18 protein-coding genes are annotated in these 18,372 nt (G+C 68.2%); 1 reads left to right on the top strand and 17 read right to left on the bottom strand.

Translation table 11 applies throughout. The features are described 5' to 3' along the window. The first annotated feature begins 305 nt into the window (after positions 1-305). Positions 306-1,385: a porin gene (locus HWX03_RS19110; RefSeq protein WP_175872254.1), complete on the top strand. Its 1,080-nt coding sequence runs from the start codon at positions 306-308 to the stop codon at positions 1,383-1,385. A gap of 130 nt (positions 1,386-1,515) precedes the next feature. On the opposite strand, the gene HWX03_RS19105 is transcribed toward HWX03_RS19110, so the two are convergent. The 17 genes from HWX03_RS19105 to HWX03_RS19025 all read right to left on the bottom strand — a co-directional run bounded on the left by HWX03_RS19105 (position 1,516) and on the right by HWX03_RS19025 (position 17,805). Then, positions 1,516-2,409 (bottom strand): IclR family transcriptional regulator, encoded by an 894-nt coding sequence (locus HWX03_RS19105; protein WP_175872253.1) that lies wholly within the window; start codon positions 2,407-2,409, stop codon positions 1,516-1,518. Positions 2,410-2,698: 289 nt separating this feature from the next. Next, a complete protein-coding gene (gene tecA, locus HWX03_RS19100; RefSeq protein ID WP_174431523.1) occupies positions 2,699-3,178 on the bottom strand; it encodes a type 6 secretion system effector deamidase TecA in 480 nt (159 codons plus the stop codon). Between the two features lie 104 nt (positions 3,179-3,282). Next, positions 3,283-3,774: a YbaB/EbfC family DNA-binding protein gene (locus tag HWX03_RS19095; RefSeq protein WP_175872252.1), complete on the bottom strand. Its 492-nt coding sequence runs from the start codon at positions 3,772-3,774 to the stop codon at positions 3,283-3,285. Beyond that, entirely contained in the window at positions 3,771-5,156 is a 1,386-nt protein-coding gene (locus HWX03_RS19090) for a Do family serine endopeptidase (RefSeq protein ID WP_244132685.1), read from the bottom strand. Before HWX03_RS19090 ends, HWX03_RS19095 begins: the two co-directional genes overlap by 4 nt. Before the next feature lie 158 nt (positions 5,157-5,314). Further along, a complete protein-coding gene (locus HWX03_RS19085) occupies positions 5,315-5,704 on the bottom strand; it encodes a hypothetical protein (RefSeq protein ID WP_175872250.1) in 390 nt (129 codons plus the stop codon). A gap of 40 nt (positions 5,705-5,744) precedes the next feature. Then, positions 5,745-6,605 (bottom strand): hypothetical protein, encoded by an 861-nt coding sequence (locus HWX03_RS19080; protein ID WP_175872249.1) that lies wholly within the window; start codon positions 6,603-6,605, stop codon positions 5,745-5,747. Positions 6,606-6,613: 8 nt separating this feature from the next. After that, positions 6,614-7,504: a peptidylprolyl isomerase gene (locus tag HWX03_RS19075; RefSeq protein ID WP_175872248.1), complete on the bottom strand. Its 891-nt coding sequence runs from the start codon at positions 7,502-7,504 to the stop codon at positions 6,614-6,616. Between the two features lie 46 nt (positions 7,505-7,550). Beyond that, positions 7,551-7,970 carry a hypothetical protein gene (locus HWX03_RS19070; RefSeq protein WP_175872247.1) on the bottom strand — a complete coding sequence of 140 codons (420 nt, stop codon included), beginning with the start codon at positions 7,968-7,970 and terminating at the stop codon, positions 7,551-7,553. Then, positions 7,967-8,530 carry a YbjN domain-containing protein gene (locus HWX03_RS19065; RefSeq protein ID WP_175872246.1) on the bottom strand — a complete coding sequence of 188 codons (564 nt, stop codon included), beginning with the start codon at positions 8,528-8,530 and terminating at the stop codon, positions 7,967-7,969. The genes HWX03_RS19070 and HWX03_RS19065 overlap by 4 nt, the downstream gene beginning before the upstream one ends. A 59-nt stretch (positions 8,531-8,589) precedes the next feature. Next, on the bottom strand, positions 8,590-9,261 hold the full coding sequence (locus tag HWX03_RS19060) for a hypothetical protein (protein ID WP_175872245.1): 672 nt from the start codon (positions 9,259-9,261) through the stop codon (positions 8,590-8,592). A gap of 12 nt (positions 9,262-9,273) precedes the next feature. Then, positions 9,274-11,085, bottom strand: coding sequence for a putative porin (locus HWX03_RS19055; RefSeq protein WP_175872244.1), 1,812 nt, complete (start codon positions 11,083-11,085; stop codon positions 9,274-9,276). Between the two features lie 92 nt (positions 11,086-11,177). Further along, on the bottom strand, positions 11,178-11,876 hold the full coding sequence (locus tag HWX03_RS19050; RefSeq protein ID WP_175872243.1) for a TonB family protein: 699 nt from the start codon (positions 11,874-11,876) through the stop codon (positions 11,178-11,180). 4 nt (positions 11,877-11,880) lie between these two features. Then, positions 11,881-12,291, bottom strand: coding sequence for a biopolymer transporter ExbD (locus HWX03_RS19045; RefSeq protein WP_175872242.1), 411 nt, complete (start codon positions 12,289-12,291; stop codon positions 11,881-11,883). A 19-nt stretch (positions 12,292-12,310) separates the two neighbouring features. After that, positions 12,311-14,116 (bottom strand): MotA/TolQ/ExbB proton channel family protein, encoded by a 1,806-nt coding sequence (locus HWX03_RS19040; RefSeq protein WP_175872241.1) that lies wholly within the window; start codon positions 14,114-14,116, stop codon positions 12,311-12,313. A gap of 65 nt (positions 14,117-14,181) precedes the next feature. After that, positions 14,182-15,834 (bottom strand): ShlB/FhaC/HecB family hemolysin secretion/activation protein, encoded by a 1,653-nt coding sequence (locus HWX03_RS19035; RefSeq protein WP_244132676.1) that lies wholly within the window; start codon positions 15,832-15,834, stop codon positions 14,182-14,184. 151 nt (positions 15,835-15,985) lie between these two features. Beyond that, positions 15,986-16,633: an adenylyl-sulfate kinase gene (gene cysC / locus HWX03_RS19030; RefSeq protein WP_244132675.1), complete on the bottom strand. Its 648-nt coding sequence runs from the start codon at positions 16,631-16,633 to the stop codon at positions 15,986-15,988. Further along, positions 16,633-17,805 carry a TIGR03032 family protein gene (locus tag HWX03_RS19025; RefSeq protein ID WP_175872239.1) on the bottom strand — a complete coding sequence of 391 codons (1,173 nt, stop codon included), beginning with the start codon at positions 17,803-17,805 and terminating at the stop codon, positions 16,633-16,635. Before HWX03_RS19025 ends, cysC begins: the two co-directional genes overlap by 1 nt. Positions 17,806-18,372 lie beyond the last annotated feature (567 nt).

Here is an 18,372-nt window from a genome sequence, read left to right as displayed (position 1 = left end):
CGGCGGGTCGACGATCGCCGCCGCCGCTCTCGTCGAATGTAATTTTTTGTTTGACTGCGGGGATTTAAGTCTGTTTTTCTGGATTCTCGGACCCGTGTCGCGGATCATCGCGCACCCCATCCGGCCCGATAAATTTATTTTTGACCACGCGTGCGACACCTCTATACTCCATTCCATCAGAGGCACGTTGTTCCTTATATGGAACGCACGAATGCCCACTCAGTGATGAACGTGCGCGACGGCCGGCCGTCCCCGCGCAGGCCGTCACAACACGTTTTCATCAGGTTGGAGAGTCAGGAGACAAAATGGTCAAGCATGCGGTAGCAGCGGCAGTCATCGGAATGGGCGCCGCGTCGGGCGCGTGGGCGCAGAGCAGCGTGGTGCTGTACGGCAGCCTGGATGCGGGTGTCGCGTACGTGAACAACGTCGGCGGCCACGCGAAGTGGGCGATGATCCAGGGCAATACGCAGCCCGATCGCTGGGGCCTGAAGGGCAAGGAAGATCTCGGCAGCGGGCTGTCGGCAATCTTCCAGCTGGAAAACGGCTTCTATACGAACAACGGCCAGTTCGCGACCGCGAACACGATCTGGAACCGCGCGGCGTTCGTCGGCCTCAGCTCGGAGCGCTACGGCACGCTGACGCTCGGCCGCCAGACCCCGCTGGCGTTCGACTATCTCGATCCGCTCAGCACCGCGTACCTCGCGATGAGCTGGTATGCGTTCCACCCGGGCAACATCGACGGGCTCGCCGCGACCGGCAACGTGCCGTACAACAACGCGGTCAAGTACCGTTCGCCGAGCTTCGCGGGCTTCTCGGCCGCGGCGACGCTCGCGCTCGGCAACACGACGAACTTCTCGACCGGCAAATCGGTCGGCGTCGCGCTGAACTATGCGAACGGGCCGTTCAAGGCGTCGGCCGTCTACTCGAACGAGCACGACCGCTCGATCCTGATCGGCCAGGCCGGCATCACGTCGTTCCAGGGGCAAAACACCGCGAACGGCTACCTCGCGAACAAGGTCGAGAACATCGGCGCGGGCGCCTCGTACCAGATCGGCGACTTCCTCGTGCACGGCCTCTACACGCGCGTGAAGATGCAGTCGAACGGGTTTTCCGACACGTTCCAGAGCTACGACGCGGGCGTGAACTACCGCAGCAGCGCGTTCAACACGATCGCGGGCGGCGCGGCGACCACGACGCTGGCCGGCCGCCGCTGGACCCAGGTCGAACTCGGCGACATCTACGCGTTGTCGAAGCGCACGCAGCTGTATGCGAACGTGCTTTATGAACATGGTTCGGGAGGCGCAAAGGCCGCGTTCTTCACGGCCGGCACGTCGAGCACCGCGAACCAGGTGATCGTGCTGACCGGCATTCATCACTCGTTCTGAGCGACGGCGGACGCCGTTGCCCGATGCCGGAAACAAAAAGAGCAGCCCGCGGGCTGCTCTTTTCTCATTGGCGACGGCTTGTCGGCGATCGCCGATCGGCGAAGCCGCACGATGCGGCGCGTTCGACGGATCAGAACATCGCGACGCGATGGCGCGCATGCGCGAACGTCGGGTCGCTTTCGAGCGGTCGATAGTTCAGCCGTTGCGACAGGTCGACCGCCGCGCCGCACACGGCTTCGACGAGCCGCTCCTTCTCGCCGGCGTCGCCGATCTCCGAGCGCGGCACCGTCGCGGTGATCGCGGCGACGATCGAGCCCGAATGATCGCGCACGGGCGCGGTCACGGCCGAAATGCCGCTCTCGAACGCCGCCTCGCTGACCGCGTAGCCGAGCCGTGCGTAGTGACGCACGCGTTCGTACAGTTCGTCGACGGTGCCGGGCGTGCGCTCGGTGAACTGTTCGAGTTTCTTCTCCGGATAGAGCTGCCGCAGCGCATCGCGCGTCAGGTCGCCCATCAGCACGTGGCCGTGCACGGTCGCATGCGCGGGCAGGCGCGTGCCGACGTGCACCTTCACCGAACCGAACATCGACGCATTGCTCTGCGCCTTCGCGACGAACACCACGTCACGCTGGTCGCGGATCAGCAGGTGCGTCGACAGGCCGGTCGAATCGCGCAGCCGTTCGAGCACGGGCGCGCCGAGATCGGTCAGTTCGAGCGAATTCAGGTATTCGAAGCCGAGCCGCAGCACGCCGACGCCGAGCCGGAAATAGCGGTCGCCGTTCACGCGTTCGAGGAAACCGAGCGCCTCGAGCGTCTGCAGCAGGCGGAACGTGGTCGTGCGCGGAATGCCGATGCGCTTCGACAGCTCGGGCGCGCCGAGCACGGGCTCGCGCGCGGAGAATTCGGCGAGGATCCGCAGCCCGCGTTCGAGCCCCGGCACCAGATAGGACGAACCGCCGCCCGACGGCTCGTCGTCGCCGGGCGCCGCCGGATCGGGTGCATCGCTCATCTTTGTCTTGACCATGTGGACATGGACGGAAGGAAGTCAGTCACGAAACAGGCCATGGATCGTCGTGGATATTCAGTCATGCTACCTCAGTGCGCGCGTGGGCTCGCACCGGCGCGCGCCGCCGCGAGGCGGCATGCGCGTCCACGCCGCCATGGCGCGTCATTCAAGGTCGAGAGGATAGCAGCGTTGGACCGCGCAACGCCATGCGGATATCGCCGAACGGCGGGAAGGCGGCCGCGCGGCGCTTGGGCGCGGCCGCCATCGGCTGGCGGGGGAGACAGCGTGAGATTTAACGCCGGACAGCCTACAGACGCGACAGATAGACGCGAATGGTCGTGCGGTCGTACGTGAAGCCGCCGGCCGGATCCGGCTGCAGCACGCGTGCCAGATCGACCGGATGCAGCCATCCGGCGCCCAGCAGGCCGCCGTTGATCCCGCGGATCCGGGTGCCGCCGACGGCGATCGCGGCGTGAAAGACATTGGCGCCGCGGGCAAAGCCGACCGCGGTGCCCGCCGGAATGCTCGCGCGCCCGTCCCACTGATCGCCGGTCTCGAAGTTGAAGCGCGTCTTCCACAACTGGCCGATCGTATCGAGCAGCGCGGCGGGCGCGATCATCGCGTCGGCGCGCAGCAGATACCGGACATACGCCGCGGCGTCGTAGCAGACGCCGCCGGACATGTACTCGTCGATGTTCGCCATCCCGAACATCAGCGCCTGCGCGTGTTTTTGCCGCTCGGCGATGCCGGATTGGGCGACATGCCCGCCTAACTGGGTCAGTTGCATGGATAGCTCCTTTCAGGAATGCGGGACATCATCGTCCCGCCGATGCGATAACGTCATATCTTATTATGATATCCGCTGACGTCGATCCGATCCGATCCAGGACGTCACGGCGTGCGCGCCGCCGGCGACGCCGATTCCGGTGCAGCCGCCGCCGCGTCCGGATTCGGCGCGAGCCGCAGCCGCACGCGCAGCGGCTGCAGCATGTCGGGCGGCGGCGGCTCGGCCAGCGGGCCGGCCGTGAGAAGTTGCCGCAGCGTCGCGTCCGCATCCGGATCGCCGAGCGACGCGAACTCGACGCGTGTCACGACGCCGTTCGCGCCGATCCATGCACGCACGACGATCGCGGGCGGCGGCGCATCGGCGCGCGCGTTCAGCACGCGCGTCTCGAGATAGCGGTGCAGCCGATCGGCCGCATCGCCGTCCGCTTCGAGCCACGTCTGAAACTGCTGTCCGGCGAGCTGGCCATAGCGGATCCACGTTGGCGGCACGTCGGCCGTCTGCGCGACGGCCGGTGCGGCACCCCCTGCCAGCACGGATACGACTACGACGATCGCCCCCAGCCATCCCGATGCGCCCCGCTTCCGCATACGCTTCATCCCGCCTCCCGTTTCGACGATGGGTCCACCCGGCCGATCTCGATCGGCACATACAGCCGCGTACCGCCACGCTGCACCAGCAGCGCGACGTTGCCGTGCGCGGCGTCGATCCCGGCCATCAGCGCGCCGATGCTCGCGACCGGCACGCCATTGACCGACAGCACGACATCGCCGGGCTGCAACCCCGCGCGCGCGGCCTGGCCGCTCGCCTGCTCGACGACGAGGGCCTGGCCGATGCCGAGCCGCTGGCGCTCCTGCTCCGTCGCCGCCCGCAGCGCGAGCCCGAACCGCGCGGGCCCCTGTTCGCCGCCTGCCGGCCCCGTGCCGCTGTCGAATGCGCCGACCGTCGCGATCACGTGCATCGCCCGGCCCGCGCGCCATACGAGCAGATCGGTTTGCCGCCCCGCCCGCATGCCCGCAACCGTGCCGAGCAGGTCCGCCGATTCCGCGACCGGCTTGCCGTCGACCGCGAGCACGACGTCGCCTGCCTGCAGGCCCGCGCGCGCGGCCGGGCCGTCCGGCTCGACCATCGTGATCAGCGCGCCGTCCGGGCTCGCGAGCCCGAACGAACGCGCGAGCGCCTGGCTCACTTCCTGCAGCGCCACGCCGAGCCGGCCGCGCGTGACCTTGCCGGTGCGCAGCAACTGGTCCTTCACGTCGAGCGCGATGTCGATCGGAATCGCGAACGCGAGCCCCTGGTAGCCGCCCGTCTTCGAGAAGATCATCGAGTTGATCGCGATCACGCGGCCGTCGAGATCGAACAGCGGGCCGCCCGAATTGCCGGGATTGATCGGCACGTCGGTCTGGATGAACGGAATCGCCTGCTCGCCGGGCAACGAACGCGATTTCGCGCTGACGATGCCCTGCGTGACGGTATTCGCGAACCCGTACGGCGACCCGATCGCCATCACCCAGTCGCCGACCTCGGTGCGCGCCGGGTCGCCGGTCGCGACGACCGGCAGGTCGTGCGCGTCGATGCGGATCACCGCGACGTCGGATACGGGATCGCTGCCGATCACGCGCCCCTTGAACTGGCGCTTGTCGGTCAGCTTCACGTCGATGGCGACCGCGTCGCCGACCACGTGCCGGTTGGTCAGGATCACGCCGTCCGCGCTGACGATGAAGCCGGAGCCGAGGCTCACCTCCTCGCGGTTGCCGATCACGCGCCGCGCGAGAAACGGCGCGAGCGGATGATCGGGCGCGATGCCCGGCGGCAACTGGATGCCCATCTGCGTGACTTCGCGCGTGACGCTGATGTTGACGACGGCCGGGCCGACGCGCCTGACCAGCGCGGCGAAGTTCGGCAGCGCGACGGTCAGCGGTGCGGCGGTCGGCGGCGCGGCGACCGCCTGCGCGGGCGGCTCGGCGGACTGTGCCGCCATGCAAGCGCAAGCGAACGCGAGCGCGCCCGCAATCGCCCGCAGCACCACCGCCCGGCCCGTGTGCCTGCCCGCTTTCAAGTGACTGCTCCTCGTCGGTTCGCGCCGGCACGCCGCCGGCTCGTCGCTGCTCCGCGCCGCGTGACCGGCTGCGCCATGACTTACCTCGGCGGCACCGCAACCGGTGCATCGGGCCGTTGCGGCGTCACCGACCGGCCCCAGTTCGACCCGAAGCGATTCTTCTCGGTCGACAGGTTGAACGTGCCGAGCCGGTTCGACGGCTGTTTCGACAGCCGTTCCGAATCCGTTTGCGACGCGCCCGCCTGCGGCTCGGCCTTCGGCTTCAGTTGTTCGCTCAGGCAGTCGTATGACAGCGCGCGCTTGCCGTCGACTTCCGCGTCGACGCATACCGGCTTCGCCGCCGAATCCGAACCCGAACCCGGACCGGCCGACGCGGGTGCACCCACGCCCGCGCGGCTGCTCTGCGCCTGTACGCCGGCCGCCAGCAGCAGGCAAGCGATCGCCGCGATGCCGTTTCGTCGCATCTTCATCCGCGCCTCCGTCGGTAATGATTCCATCGCGCGCATGCCGTCATGCTCCCGCGCCGGCCCCCGGCGCGCGGGCCAGGAAGCGTCCGAACGCCGCGCGATCGGCTGTGTCGACGGCCGCTTCGCCCGCATCGACATGCCGCGCCCACGCATCGCGCATGCCGTCGACCGGCTGCCACGCGTGCACCTGCGCGCCGGTCGGATACGGCGTGACGAGCGGCTCCCGGTAGTCGACGCGAAACAGCGGCGACGCGTCGTTGCCGGCCGCCCATAGATCGCCGACGTCGCGCACGCTCGCGTCGAACCAGAAGCGCACCCAGCGAACCGCTGGCGCGCGCGCATCGTCGGCCGGCGTACCGGCAGCGGGCGTACCGGCAACGGGCGCAGCGGTGCCCGACGCATCCGGCACACGCAGGAAACCGGCCAGCACGAGCAGCACGGCCGCGAGATCGTCGTCGCGCAACGTCCGGTACGACCAGAGATCCGCGACATCCGCGCACGAGAGCACCGCGATGAAGCGCCCGATCGTGAGCGCAGGCCACGCGCGCCGCATCAGCGCGTAATGGCGCGGCCACTGCGCGATGAAACGGTCCCGATGACGAGCCGCGACCTGCACGTCGCGCGAGCCGCGAATCGTCAGCTCCTCCGGTTGATACTGGCGTGTGGTGAGCACGCACTGCGCGGAACATCGCGCGCTCCGGTGCCGCGCATAGCCGCCCGCACCGGGCAGCGGCTCCAGCGCGCCGAAGCACAGCGGACAATGCGTCGGCCACTCGCCGGGCCGGCCCGGCCACGGGTTCGCCTTCGGCAGGCGCGGACGGTCGGAGGCGGTGGCGGAGCGACGACGCCCCGGCGTGCGCGCGTCGGGCGCCTCGACGCGCGGCGTCGAACGGAGCGTTGCCATGAGCGCGCCTACCGAGCCGACGCGAGCGCTTTCTTCAGCGCGTCTTCGTTGATCGGTGCGTTCGCGGCCAGCTTCGCGAGATACGCCTGTGCATTCTGCTGCGTGCGCTGTGCACGCAGCATCGCGCGCAGTTGCTCCTTCACGTCGGCCAGCGGACGCGGCGCGGCCGCGCGTATCTCGATCAGCTTCACGACGTGAAAACCGGCCGGCGTCTGGATCGGTGCGGAGACCTGGCCCGGCTTCAACGCGTCGGCTGCCTGACGGACCGCCGGCACCATCATCTGATCGGGCACGAAACCGAGATCGCCGCCGTTCGCGGCGCTCGCCTTGTCCTGCGAGCTCACCTTCGCCAGCGCCGCGAAATCGCCGTTGCGTGCGCGGCTCGCGAGATCGGCGGCCTGCTTGCGCGCCTTGTCGAGTGTCGCGGCATCCGCGTTCGGCGGCACCGCGATATAGATCTGCGCGACGTGCAGCGCGCGCGGCGCCGTGAACGCCGCGCGGTTCTTGTCATAGGCGGACTGGAGCTCCGCGTCCGACGGGTAGTCGGCCGGCGGTGCATTCACCGACGCCAGATAGCTGCGCACGACGATGTCGCGCTGCTCCTGCTCGACGGCCGCCTGCACCTGCGGCTGCTTGTCCCAGCCCTTCGATTTCGCCTCGGCCAGCACGGCCTTCTGCGCGAGCGTCGAACGCACGACCTGGTCCAGCGCCGCGGGATCGGCCGCGAGACGCTCGCGCCCTTCCGCGCTCACCGCTTTCAACAGCCCGGCGATGTCGGCCTGCGTGACCGACGCCTGCGCGGCATTCGCGATCACGTCGTCCTGCGCGCATGCCACGAGCGGCTCGCCCAGCACGAGACTGCCTGCCACCATCGCCAGCACCTTCATCTTCGTCATCATCGTTCGCCTGCCCTCTGGATTGCTTCTTTTAAATGCGGACGCCGTATCAGCGTGCGCCCGTCAGCATCACGCGCAGGACGAGCGGTTGCGCCATCCCGCGTGGCGGCGCCATGCCGACCTCCCTGCCGGCAAGTGCTGCGTGCAGTGCGGCGTCGAGCGCCGCTTGCCCGGCCGCCGCGCTGTCGACCCGCGTCACCCGCCCGCGCCGGTCGAGCCACGCTCGCACCGGCAGCACCGGCCCGTCGTCGCCGGCATCGGCCAGCGCGTCGGCCCAGCGTTCGACGTCCGCGCGCAGGCGGCCCGCGGCCGCATCGTCGCCATCGAGCGCCGTCTGCAGCCACTGCGCGACGTGTTGCGCGTACAGGCCCCACGCGGCAGGCGCGTCATGCGCGGCCGTCGCGTCGGGTCGCGTGCGGCCCGGCAGCAACGCGCGCAGCGCGGCACCGAGCCGGTGCGCGACGATCATGATTGTGCGGCCGCCTCGACGGCTGCGGCCGTGGCGTGCGGTTCACCGGCCGCGGCCCGCGCCGCCGCTTCCTGCTCGGCCATCGCGGGGCGGTTGCGCAGGTGCAACAGGAATTCCTGGATCAGGCGATCCCACAGCTCGACCGTCGAACGCAGATAGCGCTCGGACACGCCGCCCGCGACGACGACGTCCATCTCCAGCGCGAGAAACTGCCCGTGGCTCGCGAGACGCGCGAAGCGCTTGGTGCGGTTCCAGTCCGCGACGAGTTCGGCCGGCAATTCGCCCTGCACCTGCAGCACGCACGACAGCGTGTAGTCGATGTACGGCAGCGCGGCGAGCGGCGCGTCGGCGCCCTGCGGCGCTGCCGGGTTGCCGAAGCGCACCGCGAAGCCGACGCCCTGGCTCGCGCTCATCAGCTGCACCGCGCCGTTCTGCTCGGCGGCCGTCACGCGGTAGCCCGCACGGCGCAGCACGTCGGCCAGGTGGTCCGCGCTGATCGCCTCGATCGGCGCATCGTGTGCCGCGCGTTCGGCGCCGGCGTTCGGTTGCTTGTCTTGCATGTCGGTGTTCTCCGTATTCGACGAATCGATGGATTCCAATGCGGTATCGGGCTGCGCGCTCACGGTGCGCTCGCCGCCGATGCCGGTGCCGCGGCGGCCGCACGCGCGGCCGGGTCGTACTTGCCCGCATACAGCGCATCGCCGTAGCGCTGCGCGAGATCGTCGTACTTGACGCGCGCCGACTGCGCGAACGGCTGCCGCGACGAGAGGAACGTGCCGACCCCGACATGCTCGTACGCGTCGAGAATCTCGTGCCCGACGCGATACAGCTCGGCATTGTGTGCCTGGCAGGTTTTCAGTTGCGTGTCACGTGCGGCGACGTCCTTCTGCAGTTGCGTGTGCTGCGCATCGCGGGCGCGCGACACGGCGAGCAGGTCTTCGTAAGAAGACTTGTATTTCGCGAGCGACTTCGCGTCCTGCTCGCGGCCGGCCCGCTCCTGCGCGAGCGCGCGCTTCGTGGCCGCCTCGGCGCCCGAGTCTCCGCGCGCCGCTGCAAGCTGCCCCTGCATCGCCTTCAGTTGCGCGAGCGCATCGTCGCGCTGCTTCTCGGCCGCCGCCTTGTCGCTCTGCAACTGCGCCTGGCCGTCCTGCAACTGGCGCAGCTCCTGCACGGTCGAGCGCAGCTGGCTGCGCAGCTTGTCCTCGATGCTCTGCGCGTGCGCGCCGCCGGCTGCGAACAGCAACGCGCCGGCCACGGCGGCCGCCAGCATCGTGCGAGTGGTCGTGTTCATTCGCGGCTCCGGTCAGAAGCGAGCATTGAGCTCGATCTGCAGCACGTCGATCGACACCGGCGGCCCGTACACTTCCTTCGAGCTCAGATAGCGGGCCGACACCCACGTGTCGCGCGCGACCGCATAGGCTGCGCCGATCACGTAGCCGCGTGCGTTGGTGCCGCCGAGATGGAAATCGGGATCGTTGAACGCGTCGAGCACGGCGTCCGGCTGCAGGTACTTGTACGCGATCGAGAAATTCCACTGGCCCTTCTCGCGCGGCTCCGGCTCGCCGACCGTCGCCTTCGCGAGGAAGCCGTTCGGGCCGCTGCGGTAGTCGGCGCGGGTCGCGTTCACCGACGTCGCTTCGTAGTTGTTGACCGGCAGCGACGCCGCCGCGAACGCCTTGTTGTCGTTGTACGCGAGGTTGCGCACGAATTCGCCGTCCAGACGCAGCTTGAAGCGGTCGGCCACGACCGTATCCCACTGCGCCTTCAGGTCGAGCAGCCGGTAGTTGTATGCGAGCCCGAAGAGCTGCGGCTGCGGCGTCATCCCCGGCGCGAGGTTCGGGTTCTGCACGATGTTGCGCAGCGCGATCAGCGTGTTGCCGCCCTGCATGAACGCGGGCGCCTCGTTGTCGGTGCTGCAGTTGGTCGCGCCGAGATACAGCGCGCACGGCGACGACAGCGTGCCGCGCATGTTCTGGAAGTCGTAGTACGCGACCGCACCGCGCAGCCGGTTCTTCGCATCGATCTTCCAGTCCGCGCCGAATTGCGCGCCGAACATCCACTTCGTGTCGCTGCCGGCCTTGTCGGTGCTGTTCGACGGGAAGTTCTCGCTCGTGTACTGGATCGGAAACACGCCGAGCGTGCCGAACAGCGTTACGTCCGGATTCCACGGCAGCGCATGGCGCAGGTTCGCCGCGAGCCCGTCCATCATCAGGTCGTCGGAGAACACCAGATCCGACTTGAAGAACGGATTGTCGAAACGGCCGGCCGTCAGGTTCAGCCACGACGTCGGCCTGTACGCGAAGAACGCCTTGTTCAGCCAGATGTTCTTCTTCCCCCAACCGCCGCCCGCGGTCGACGTGGTCGACACGGGCCCGTTGTCGTTGCCGCTCGCGAGCTGGAGGCCGGCGATCATCTCGTCGGACAGCGTCGCCGTCACACCGAGCCGCGCGCGGTAGCGCAGCAGGTTGTTGCGGTTCTGCGTGGTGTTCTGCGTCGGCAGCTGCGTCGTATTGGTGTTCGGGTTGATGTCGAACCCGTTGCCCTGGTTGATCGCCGCGAAGTTCGTGACGTTGTTCGCGTTGCGGCTGCCGTAGAAGTGATACTCGTCGCGCACGCGCAAGTCGCCGTCGAGCTTGATGCGCGACACCCAGTCGGGGAACGTGTTCGGCTGCGCCCAGTTCTCGGCCTTCGCCTGCGCGATCACTTCCTGCTTCACCTGGTCGCGAATCTGGTCGCGCACGAGTTGCGGCACATACGGCACCGCGACGTCGCCCGGCTGCGTCGGCGGGTTGACCACGCCGCCCGCCACGACCGGCGCGCCCGACGCGCGTGCCGACCTCGCCTGCACGGCTTCCGTGCGCGCCTCGCTGATCAGCTCGTTCGCGTTCTGCTGCGTGAGCACGCCGCGCTTGACGAGCAGGTTGATCAGGTTGATCACCACGCTTTCCGTCGGCGCGGCCTTCCCCGATGCAGCCTGCGCCTCGAGCGATTGTCCGTGCGCAGCGGACGCGCACGTCAGCCCGAGCATCAGCACCGCCGCGCCGACACGCGACAGGCGCGCGGGCAGCGCGCCGTTGCGGGGCACCCCACCCCGTCCGTTCATCTTCCGAATCATCGAAGCACTCCGAACAATTTTCGTTTCTTTTCCGGCAGCATCCGCATCACGGTGCTGCCCCATGATTCTTTCGTGGTCTCTGGCGCGCATCGTCATGCCGGCTTGCGGCCCTGGAGCTTGACGAGCACCGGGTACGACGTCGCCGGCGGCGGCACTTCGTCGACCTTGCCGAGCGCCTCGACCGCCGCGACGACGGCCGCGTCGATCTTCGCGTCGCCGGTCGACTGCGCGATCGTCACCTTCGTGATCCGCCCCGACGCATCCATCCACAGGTTCAGGCTGCCGGTGAACCGCGCACCGCCCGCCTCCTGCACGCCCTTGTCCTGTTCGATCGCACGCTGCAGCACGTACACCATGTACTGCGCATAGCTCGCGTTGCCGAACTTGCCGCCCCCGCCGCTGCCGATCATTCCCGAGCCGTCGCCCGCGCCGATGTTGAAGCTGTCGGTGCCGGCCTGCGCGGGCGCGTTCATCGTCATCTGCTTCGGCTGGTTGTCCGACGGCTTCGGCGCTTCGGACGGCTTCGGCGCGATCGTCGGCCGGTCGACCGGCGTCTTGACCTCTTCCTTCACCTTCTCGGGCGGCGGCTTCTGTTTCGGCGGCGGCGGGGGTGGCGGCAACGGGATCACCGTCGTCACCTGCGGCGCGCTCACGCGCTTCACGCCCGCCGTATCGCCCGCGAAATGCCAGATCAGCGCGGCTAGCCCCGCGAGCACGAGCGCGATCGCCACCGGCTTCACGAAGCGGCCGGGGCCTTTCTGCGGCGGGCCGCCGTTGTAGGTCATTTCCATCGCGTCAGCCGCCCTGCTTGGCCTTGCCGGTCACGAGCCCGACCTGCGACAGGTCGAGCCGGCGCAGCAGGTCGAGCACGCCCATCACCTTCTGGTACTGCACGGCCGCGTCGCCCTTCAGCACGATCGGGAATTCCGGATTGGTCGCCTTCTCGGTGCGCAGCCGGCTTTCGAGCTCGTCCATCGTCACCGGGTACGCATCGAGGAACACCTGCCCCGAATCGGCGACCGTGATCGCCTTCGTCTTCGGCTTCGCGAGACTCGCGGACGAGCTCGCCTTCGGCAGGTCGACCTTGATGCCCTGCACCGACGCGGTCGTCATGATGATGAAGATGATCAGCAGCACGTACGCGAGGTCGAGCATCGGCGTGATGTTGATGTCGTCGTACGGCTTGTCGTCGTCCTGAACCTGCATGGTGGTCTCCTGCGTGCGGTCAGTCGGCCAGCACCGCGTGATCGGGCGTGCGGTGCGCTTCGGCGAGGCGCGTGACGAATTCGTCGACGAACACCTGCATGTTCGCGGTCACGTTCTTGTTGCGGATCAGCAGGTAGTTGTAGCCGAACAGCGCGGGAATCGCGACGAACAGGCCCGTGACGGTCGCGAGCAGCGCGGCCGCGATACCCGGCGCGATCGCGTTCACGTTCACGTCGCCGGCCGCCGCGATCGCCGCGAACGTGATCATCACGCCGACCACCGTGCCGAGCAGGCCGAGGAACGGGCCGCCCGAGATCGCGATCGTCAGCAGTACCATCGATTTCGACAGCCGCTGGTTCTCGCGCACGAGCGTCGCGTCCATCGACGCGCGGATCGCCTCGATCGATTCGGACGTGATCACCGTGCGGCCGTTGCCGTCCACGCGGCTGTGGATTTCATGCACGCCGGCCTTGTACAGCCGGTACAGCGACGACTGGTACAGCCGGCGGCCGTCGTCGCTCGCTTCGTCGACATGCGCAAGGCCGACCAGATGACGCCCGGCCACTTCGCGGAAGCGCTGCACGAAATACTGGTTCGCCTTGTCGACGGTGCCGACGTAGCGCGCCTTCGTCCACATCACGACCCACGACACGAGCGCCATGCCGAGCAGGATCGCGATCACGACCCATGCGTCGACGGTCACCGACTGCACGATCACGCCGAAGTAGCCGAAGCCGAAGCCCGACTGCTTCTCGTCCGCGCCATACGCGACGAGCTTCGATTCCGAGCCTTGCGCGAGCGCGTCGACCGCGATCGCGGCGGGCGAGCGTGCGATCTTCGACAGGCGCAGTTCATCAAGCGCGCCCGCATACGCGGCGAACCCGGCCGGCGCGCCGGGCGCATCCGCGCCGATCGTCGCCGCGCCGTTCAGTGCAGGCAACGTCGCCGCGACCTGCGCGGCCTGCTTGCCGTTCACGTAGACGGTCAGGCTCTTGCCGTCGGCCGTGACCGCGAGATGGGTCCACTGGTTCGCGGCGACGGGCGGCGCGGCCGGCGTGCGCACCGGCGCCGGATTGTTGGCCGCGCCGGCGACTTCCGCGAACGGCACGCCGTTGTCGAGGCCGATCAGCAGCGCATTCGCGCCGTCGCGGCGGCTGTACAGCAGCGCGTTCGGCGCCAGCGCCGACGGCTTCACCCACGCGCTGAACGTAAAGCTACCGCCGGCCGGCACGTTCAGCGACGCGCTCGCCGGCAGCGTCAGCGACCCCGTGCCGTCGAACCGCGCGCCCTTGCCGACGATGCCGTCCTCGACCGTGCGGAACGTCGCGTTCTGCGCGTTGTTGCCGTATGCGGTCGCGTCCTTCGGCGGGGCGCCTGCCGCGCCGTTGAAGTGATAGACGAGCGTGTAGTCGGCATCGAACGTCTCGGCCGGCTTGCCGCCGTCCGGCGCCTTCTTGTTGCCGTAGTACATCCAGATCGACTCCGCGGCGCCGGCCGGCATCTTCGGCACGTCGACCCAGATCAGCGCGACGCCGAGCACCGGATCGTATTGCTCGACATGGAAATTCAGCGGCGTCTTGTCGTCGGCCGCGACGAAGCGGATATCCGCGCCGTTGTCGGCCAGCCCGTCGAACTGGAAGTTGCCGGAATGCAGGCGAATCAGCAGCGGTACGCGGCCGGCCGATTCCGCGAGGTTCGCGCCCTTCGCGCTCGCGTCGATCGTGATCGCCTTCCGGTACGACCAGTCGTTCTGCCACCATGCGTTCGCAATGCCGGGCAGCACGCCGAGCATCACCGCCAACAGGAAAAACAAGACTCGCTTCACGATCCACTCCCCGAATGGGCGGGCGCCGCGCTCGTCGCATCGCCCTGCCACGATCAAAAAATCCGTCAGAACCCCAGCCTTACGTAGAAATCGAACCGCGGGCTGTACTGCCGCGTATAGACGCCCGCCTTCAACGGCCAGCCGGCCTCGAAATCCGCGCTCGCGTATTTCATCAACTGCAGCCGCGTGCCGACGCCGACGCTCATCAGGTTGAAGCGCGACGTCTGCTCCGGCAGCGGGCTCAGCAGCCACAGGTGCGCCGCGTCGAAGAACGCGTGGAAGCGCCATTCATTCACCCGGCTGCCGACCGCACCGCCAAGCCACTTCGACAGCGACGGGCTGCGCAACTCCAGCGACGCGATCACGCCGCTGTCGGCCGTGTTCTCGGCCTGCATGTAGCCGCGCACGCTGTTCATCCCGCCAGCGGCGAACTGCTCGCTCGACACGAGCGGCGAGTTCGAGATCTGCGCGTTCACGTGCGCATTGGCCTGCATGTCGTTCGCGAAGCGCTGCGTGTGGTTCACGTCGAACTTGCCGTACACGAAATCCGGTGTCGCGTTGTAGCGCTTGTTGTCCCACGCGCCCCAGTCGCTGCCGAGGCCGCGGATGTTCGTCGTCAGCGACGCGGAGAACGAGGTCTGCGAGTTCTTCAGGCTCAACTGGCCGTTATACGACAGCGTCACCGGCACGTAGGTCAGTGGCGCCGTCGAGCTGCCCTGGCCCGGCAGCGACACGTCTTCGTCGTAATGCTTGCGGTCGATCTCGATGCTGACCGAATGCGCGTAGGTCTCCGTTGCCGGCAGCGAATAGATCGCGGTGAAGCCGTACGTGGTGCCCTTGCCGAGCACATTGGTGTTGCCGACCGATGCGACGTTGCTGTCCGAATGCACGACCGTCGCGAGGAAGCTCCAGCGTGTGTCCTTGATCGGCGCGAGATACGAGAACGCGTAGACGCGCGCATCGTTCGGATGCTGCGGCGCGATCACGTAGGTGCCGGAAATCACGTGGCCGAGCTGCCACAGATTCGAATAGCTGAGGCTCGCGGTCGTGCGCAGCGTCGACGTGCCGGGGCTGTTGTCGTTGTTCAGTTCGAGCGAGCCGTGCAGCGGGCTGTGATCGTCGACTTTCAGGTCGACGTCGACCGTCTGCGGCAGCGCGCCGGGCTTGAGCACCGGAATCACCTGGCGGTCCGCCGAGCGGTTCAGGTCGGTGAGCTGCTGCTGTGCCTGGTTGAAATCGGGCACCTTGCCTTCGGCGAGCGCGGGCACCGCGTCGCGGATGTTCTGCGGCGAGTTGTATTGCGCGCCGTCCACGCGCAGGCGCCCGACCTTCGCCTCGGTCACCTGCAGCAGGATCACGCCGTTCTTCACCTGCTGCTGCGGCAGCTCGACGACGACCGACTGGTAGCCGCGATCCTGATAGGCCTTCTGCAACGCGTCGCGGGCCGCGTTCACGTCGGCGAGCGTGCGGCCCGGCCCTTCGAACGGATACACGGCCTTCTCGATCTCGAGCGTCGGCAACGTCGTATTGCCGCGCACCACGAAGGCATTCACGTCGAACGACTGCGGCGCAGCCGGCGCCGCCTTCACGGCCGGCGCGGCTTCCTGCGCATGAATGCCCGGCGCGACGCTCAATCCTCCGGCCAGCACGGCACCAGCCAGGCACCGGCCATTCAGCCGCCATCGTTCGCGTGACTTGCGGTCTACTCTCGGCGGCATGCGCCATTCCCCTTTGTTGTGCCCGAGCGCAGCGAAGCCGCGCTGCACCAGCCGCTCGCCCCGCTATCAGCTGCCTGTTTCACTTTGATGACGATTGATTCGCCATCCTTATCATGAACTGCGCAATGCTTTTTATACTGTCGATCCGAACTCAGCCGTGCTGCGTCAGCGCCGCCTGCGCATCGGCCTGGAAACCGAACTGCGTCACGGCGAACTGCATCAGCATATCGACGCACGTCGCGAGCGGCGAGCGGCCGGTATCGATCGTGAGATCGGCTTCCACCGGCGGTTCGTACGGCGCCGAAACCCCCGTGAATTCCGGCAGCTTGCCGCACCGCGCCTTCGCATACAGCCCTTTCGGATCGCGCGTTTCGCAGCAGGCCAGCGACGTGCTCACATACACCTCACGGAATGCCGGCCCCACGATCGCTCTCGCTTCGTCACGCATCGCCGCGAGCGGCGAAATGACCGCGACGATCGCCAGCGCGCCGGATTCGCTCGTCAGTGCCGCGACTTCTGCGATGCGCCGCACGTTTTCAAAACGATCCTGCACCGTAAAACCGAGATCCCGATTCATCCCCGTGCGCAGCCGGTCGCCGTCGAGCACCACCGGATGCACGCGTCGTTCGCGCAGCCGCGCCGCCACCGCGTCGGCCAGCGTCGTCTTGCCCGCGCCCGACAACCCCGTGAGCCACAACACCCCGCCGGCCCGCCGCGGCGACGCGCCCCGCGCTGCGCGAGCCACGTCTACCGATAAGGACGAAACGACGTCGGGAAACCCGCAACGATCGATCTTCATCACGCGCGCTCCGCCGCCTTCGCGGGTTCGTCGTCCTCGCGCGGACGCGTCTGCCAGAAGCCGCCCTGCATCGTCACGATCGACGGCGTCTCGGCCCATTGTTGCGGGCTCAGGATTTCCGCGCGCCGCACGTTCGGGATCACCTGCACGTCGAAGATCTCGTCGACGCCGTTGAAGAACTGCAGGATGCCGAGCACGTCGCCGGTGTTCGCGTCGAGTGCGGCGACCCCCGCGACCAGCCCATCCGATTCGCTCTCGATCGGCAACCCCTGCGGACCGCGTTTGTCGCGCAACTTCGACAGCCCGACGAACAGCACGCCCCCGTACTCGGCGAGACCGTGCGTAAAGCCCGGCAGCTTCGCGAGCACGCGCCGCGCACCGGACTGCGGATCGATCTGCAGCACGTGGCCGCGGCCGCCTTCGAGCACATGCAGGCGCCCGCCGATCACGCGCGGCGAATGCGGCATCGACAGCCCGGATGCGACGACCCGGCCGGACGGCACCTCCATCACGATGCCGTTGCCGGCCATCCCGCCCCGCCAGCCGAACGGCTCGTTGCTCATGCCGAGCGCCGTCGCGAACCGTACCTTGCCGTCGGCGAACGCCATGCCGTTCAGGTGGCAGCGATCGTCGGGCGCGGTCTCCGTCACGAACGGCGGCTGCCAGATCGGCGTGAAATTGAAATAGCCGTCGATCACGCTGATGCAGGAATAGCGCGTGTTGACCGCGAGCAGCACATGCTTGTCGAACGCCATGTCGTGCAGGTCGAGATCGCCCGTGTAGTACGACATGCGCGGCACGAACATCGCGTCGTAGTGATCCGGTCGGGCCGGATAGTGCGGCGCGAGCGTCGACACGTTGGCGAACACCATCAGCTCGTGCATCGTCGCGACCGCGAGCCGGTTGCCCGACACGGCCATCCCCATCGAGCGCGGCAACAAGCACGCGGACAGCGTGGGCACGCCGTCGTCGACGCCGATCACGGCCACGCCGGACGGGCGGCGACTCACGGCCAGCGAGCACTTGAGCGCCTCGAGCACCTGCAGGATGCGCCCGGTGTCGCGCAGGTTGATGACCGGCGACAACGCTTCCGCCTGCCGCGCCGATACGTCGTCCGGCGGCGCGCCGCTTTCGCCTGCCGGCCGGGTTTCCTCGAACTGTTCCACTGTCATGCACCTGTCGGCTTCACGCCGCCTGATGAGAAAAAATGCCCGCTTGCGTACTCCCGCCCGCCGGCGCGATGCACGCGCATCGGTCGCGAACGGGGCCGCGTACGGCGCACCAAGTCGCAGCTCCCACCTACCTAGACGGAACGAAGCGCGCATTGCCGCAATGTTTTTTTGCGTGACGTCGACCGTTGCGCCGGCACGGGCAAGCGGTCGACGCAAGCGGCCTGCAATGCGCGCGCAGCCGCCCCTCGCGCAAAACGCGCGACACACGGCGCATGACCTTGCGTGGCCCCCGTTTCGTGTACATGTCGTTGCCTGGCCGACGTGCGGCGCAACGGCGGCCCGCCGTTGCGCACGGACCGCCGGCAAACGCGTCGCCGTCCGTCCGACCCACGCGCGAAAACGCGACCGGCCAGCGTGCGGCCCGACAATCCTCGGGTTTCAACCGGGAAGTTTTTGTGACATTCCGCTGAAGATATTCACGAAACACTCGCGAAACACGGGGCGCGATCGTCGGGACCGTTTACGCCGCACCGCAGACCGCCGGCACGCACGAAATCCTGCGGCTTG

This window comes from Burkholderia sp. BCC0397, assembly GCF_902832865.1.
GTDB lineage: Bacteria > Pseudomonadota > Gammaproteobacteria > Burkholderiales > Burkholderiaceae > Burkholderia.
The sequence above is the reverse complement of the archived record's forward strand: the minus strand, read 5'-3'. Positions and strand labels throughout refer to the sequence as shown.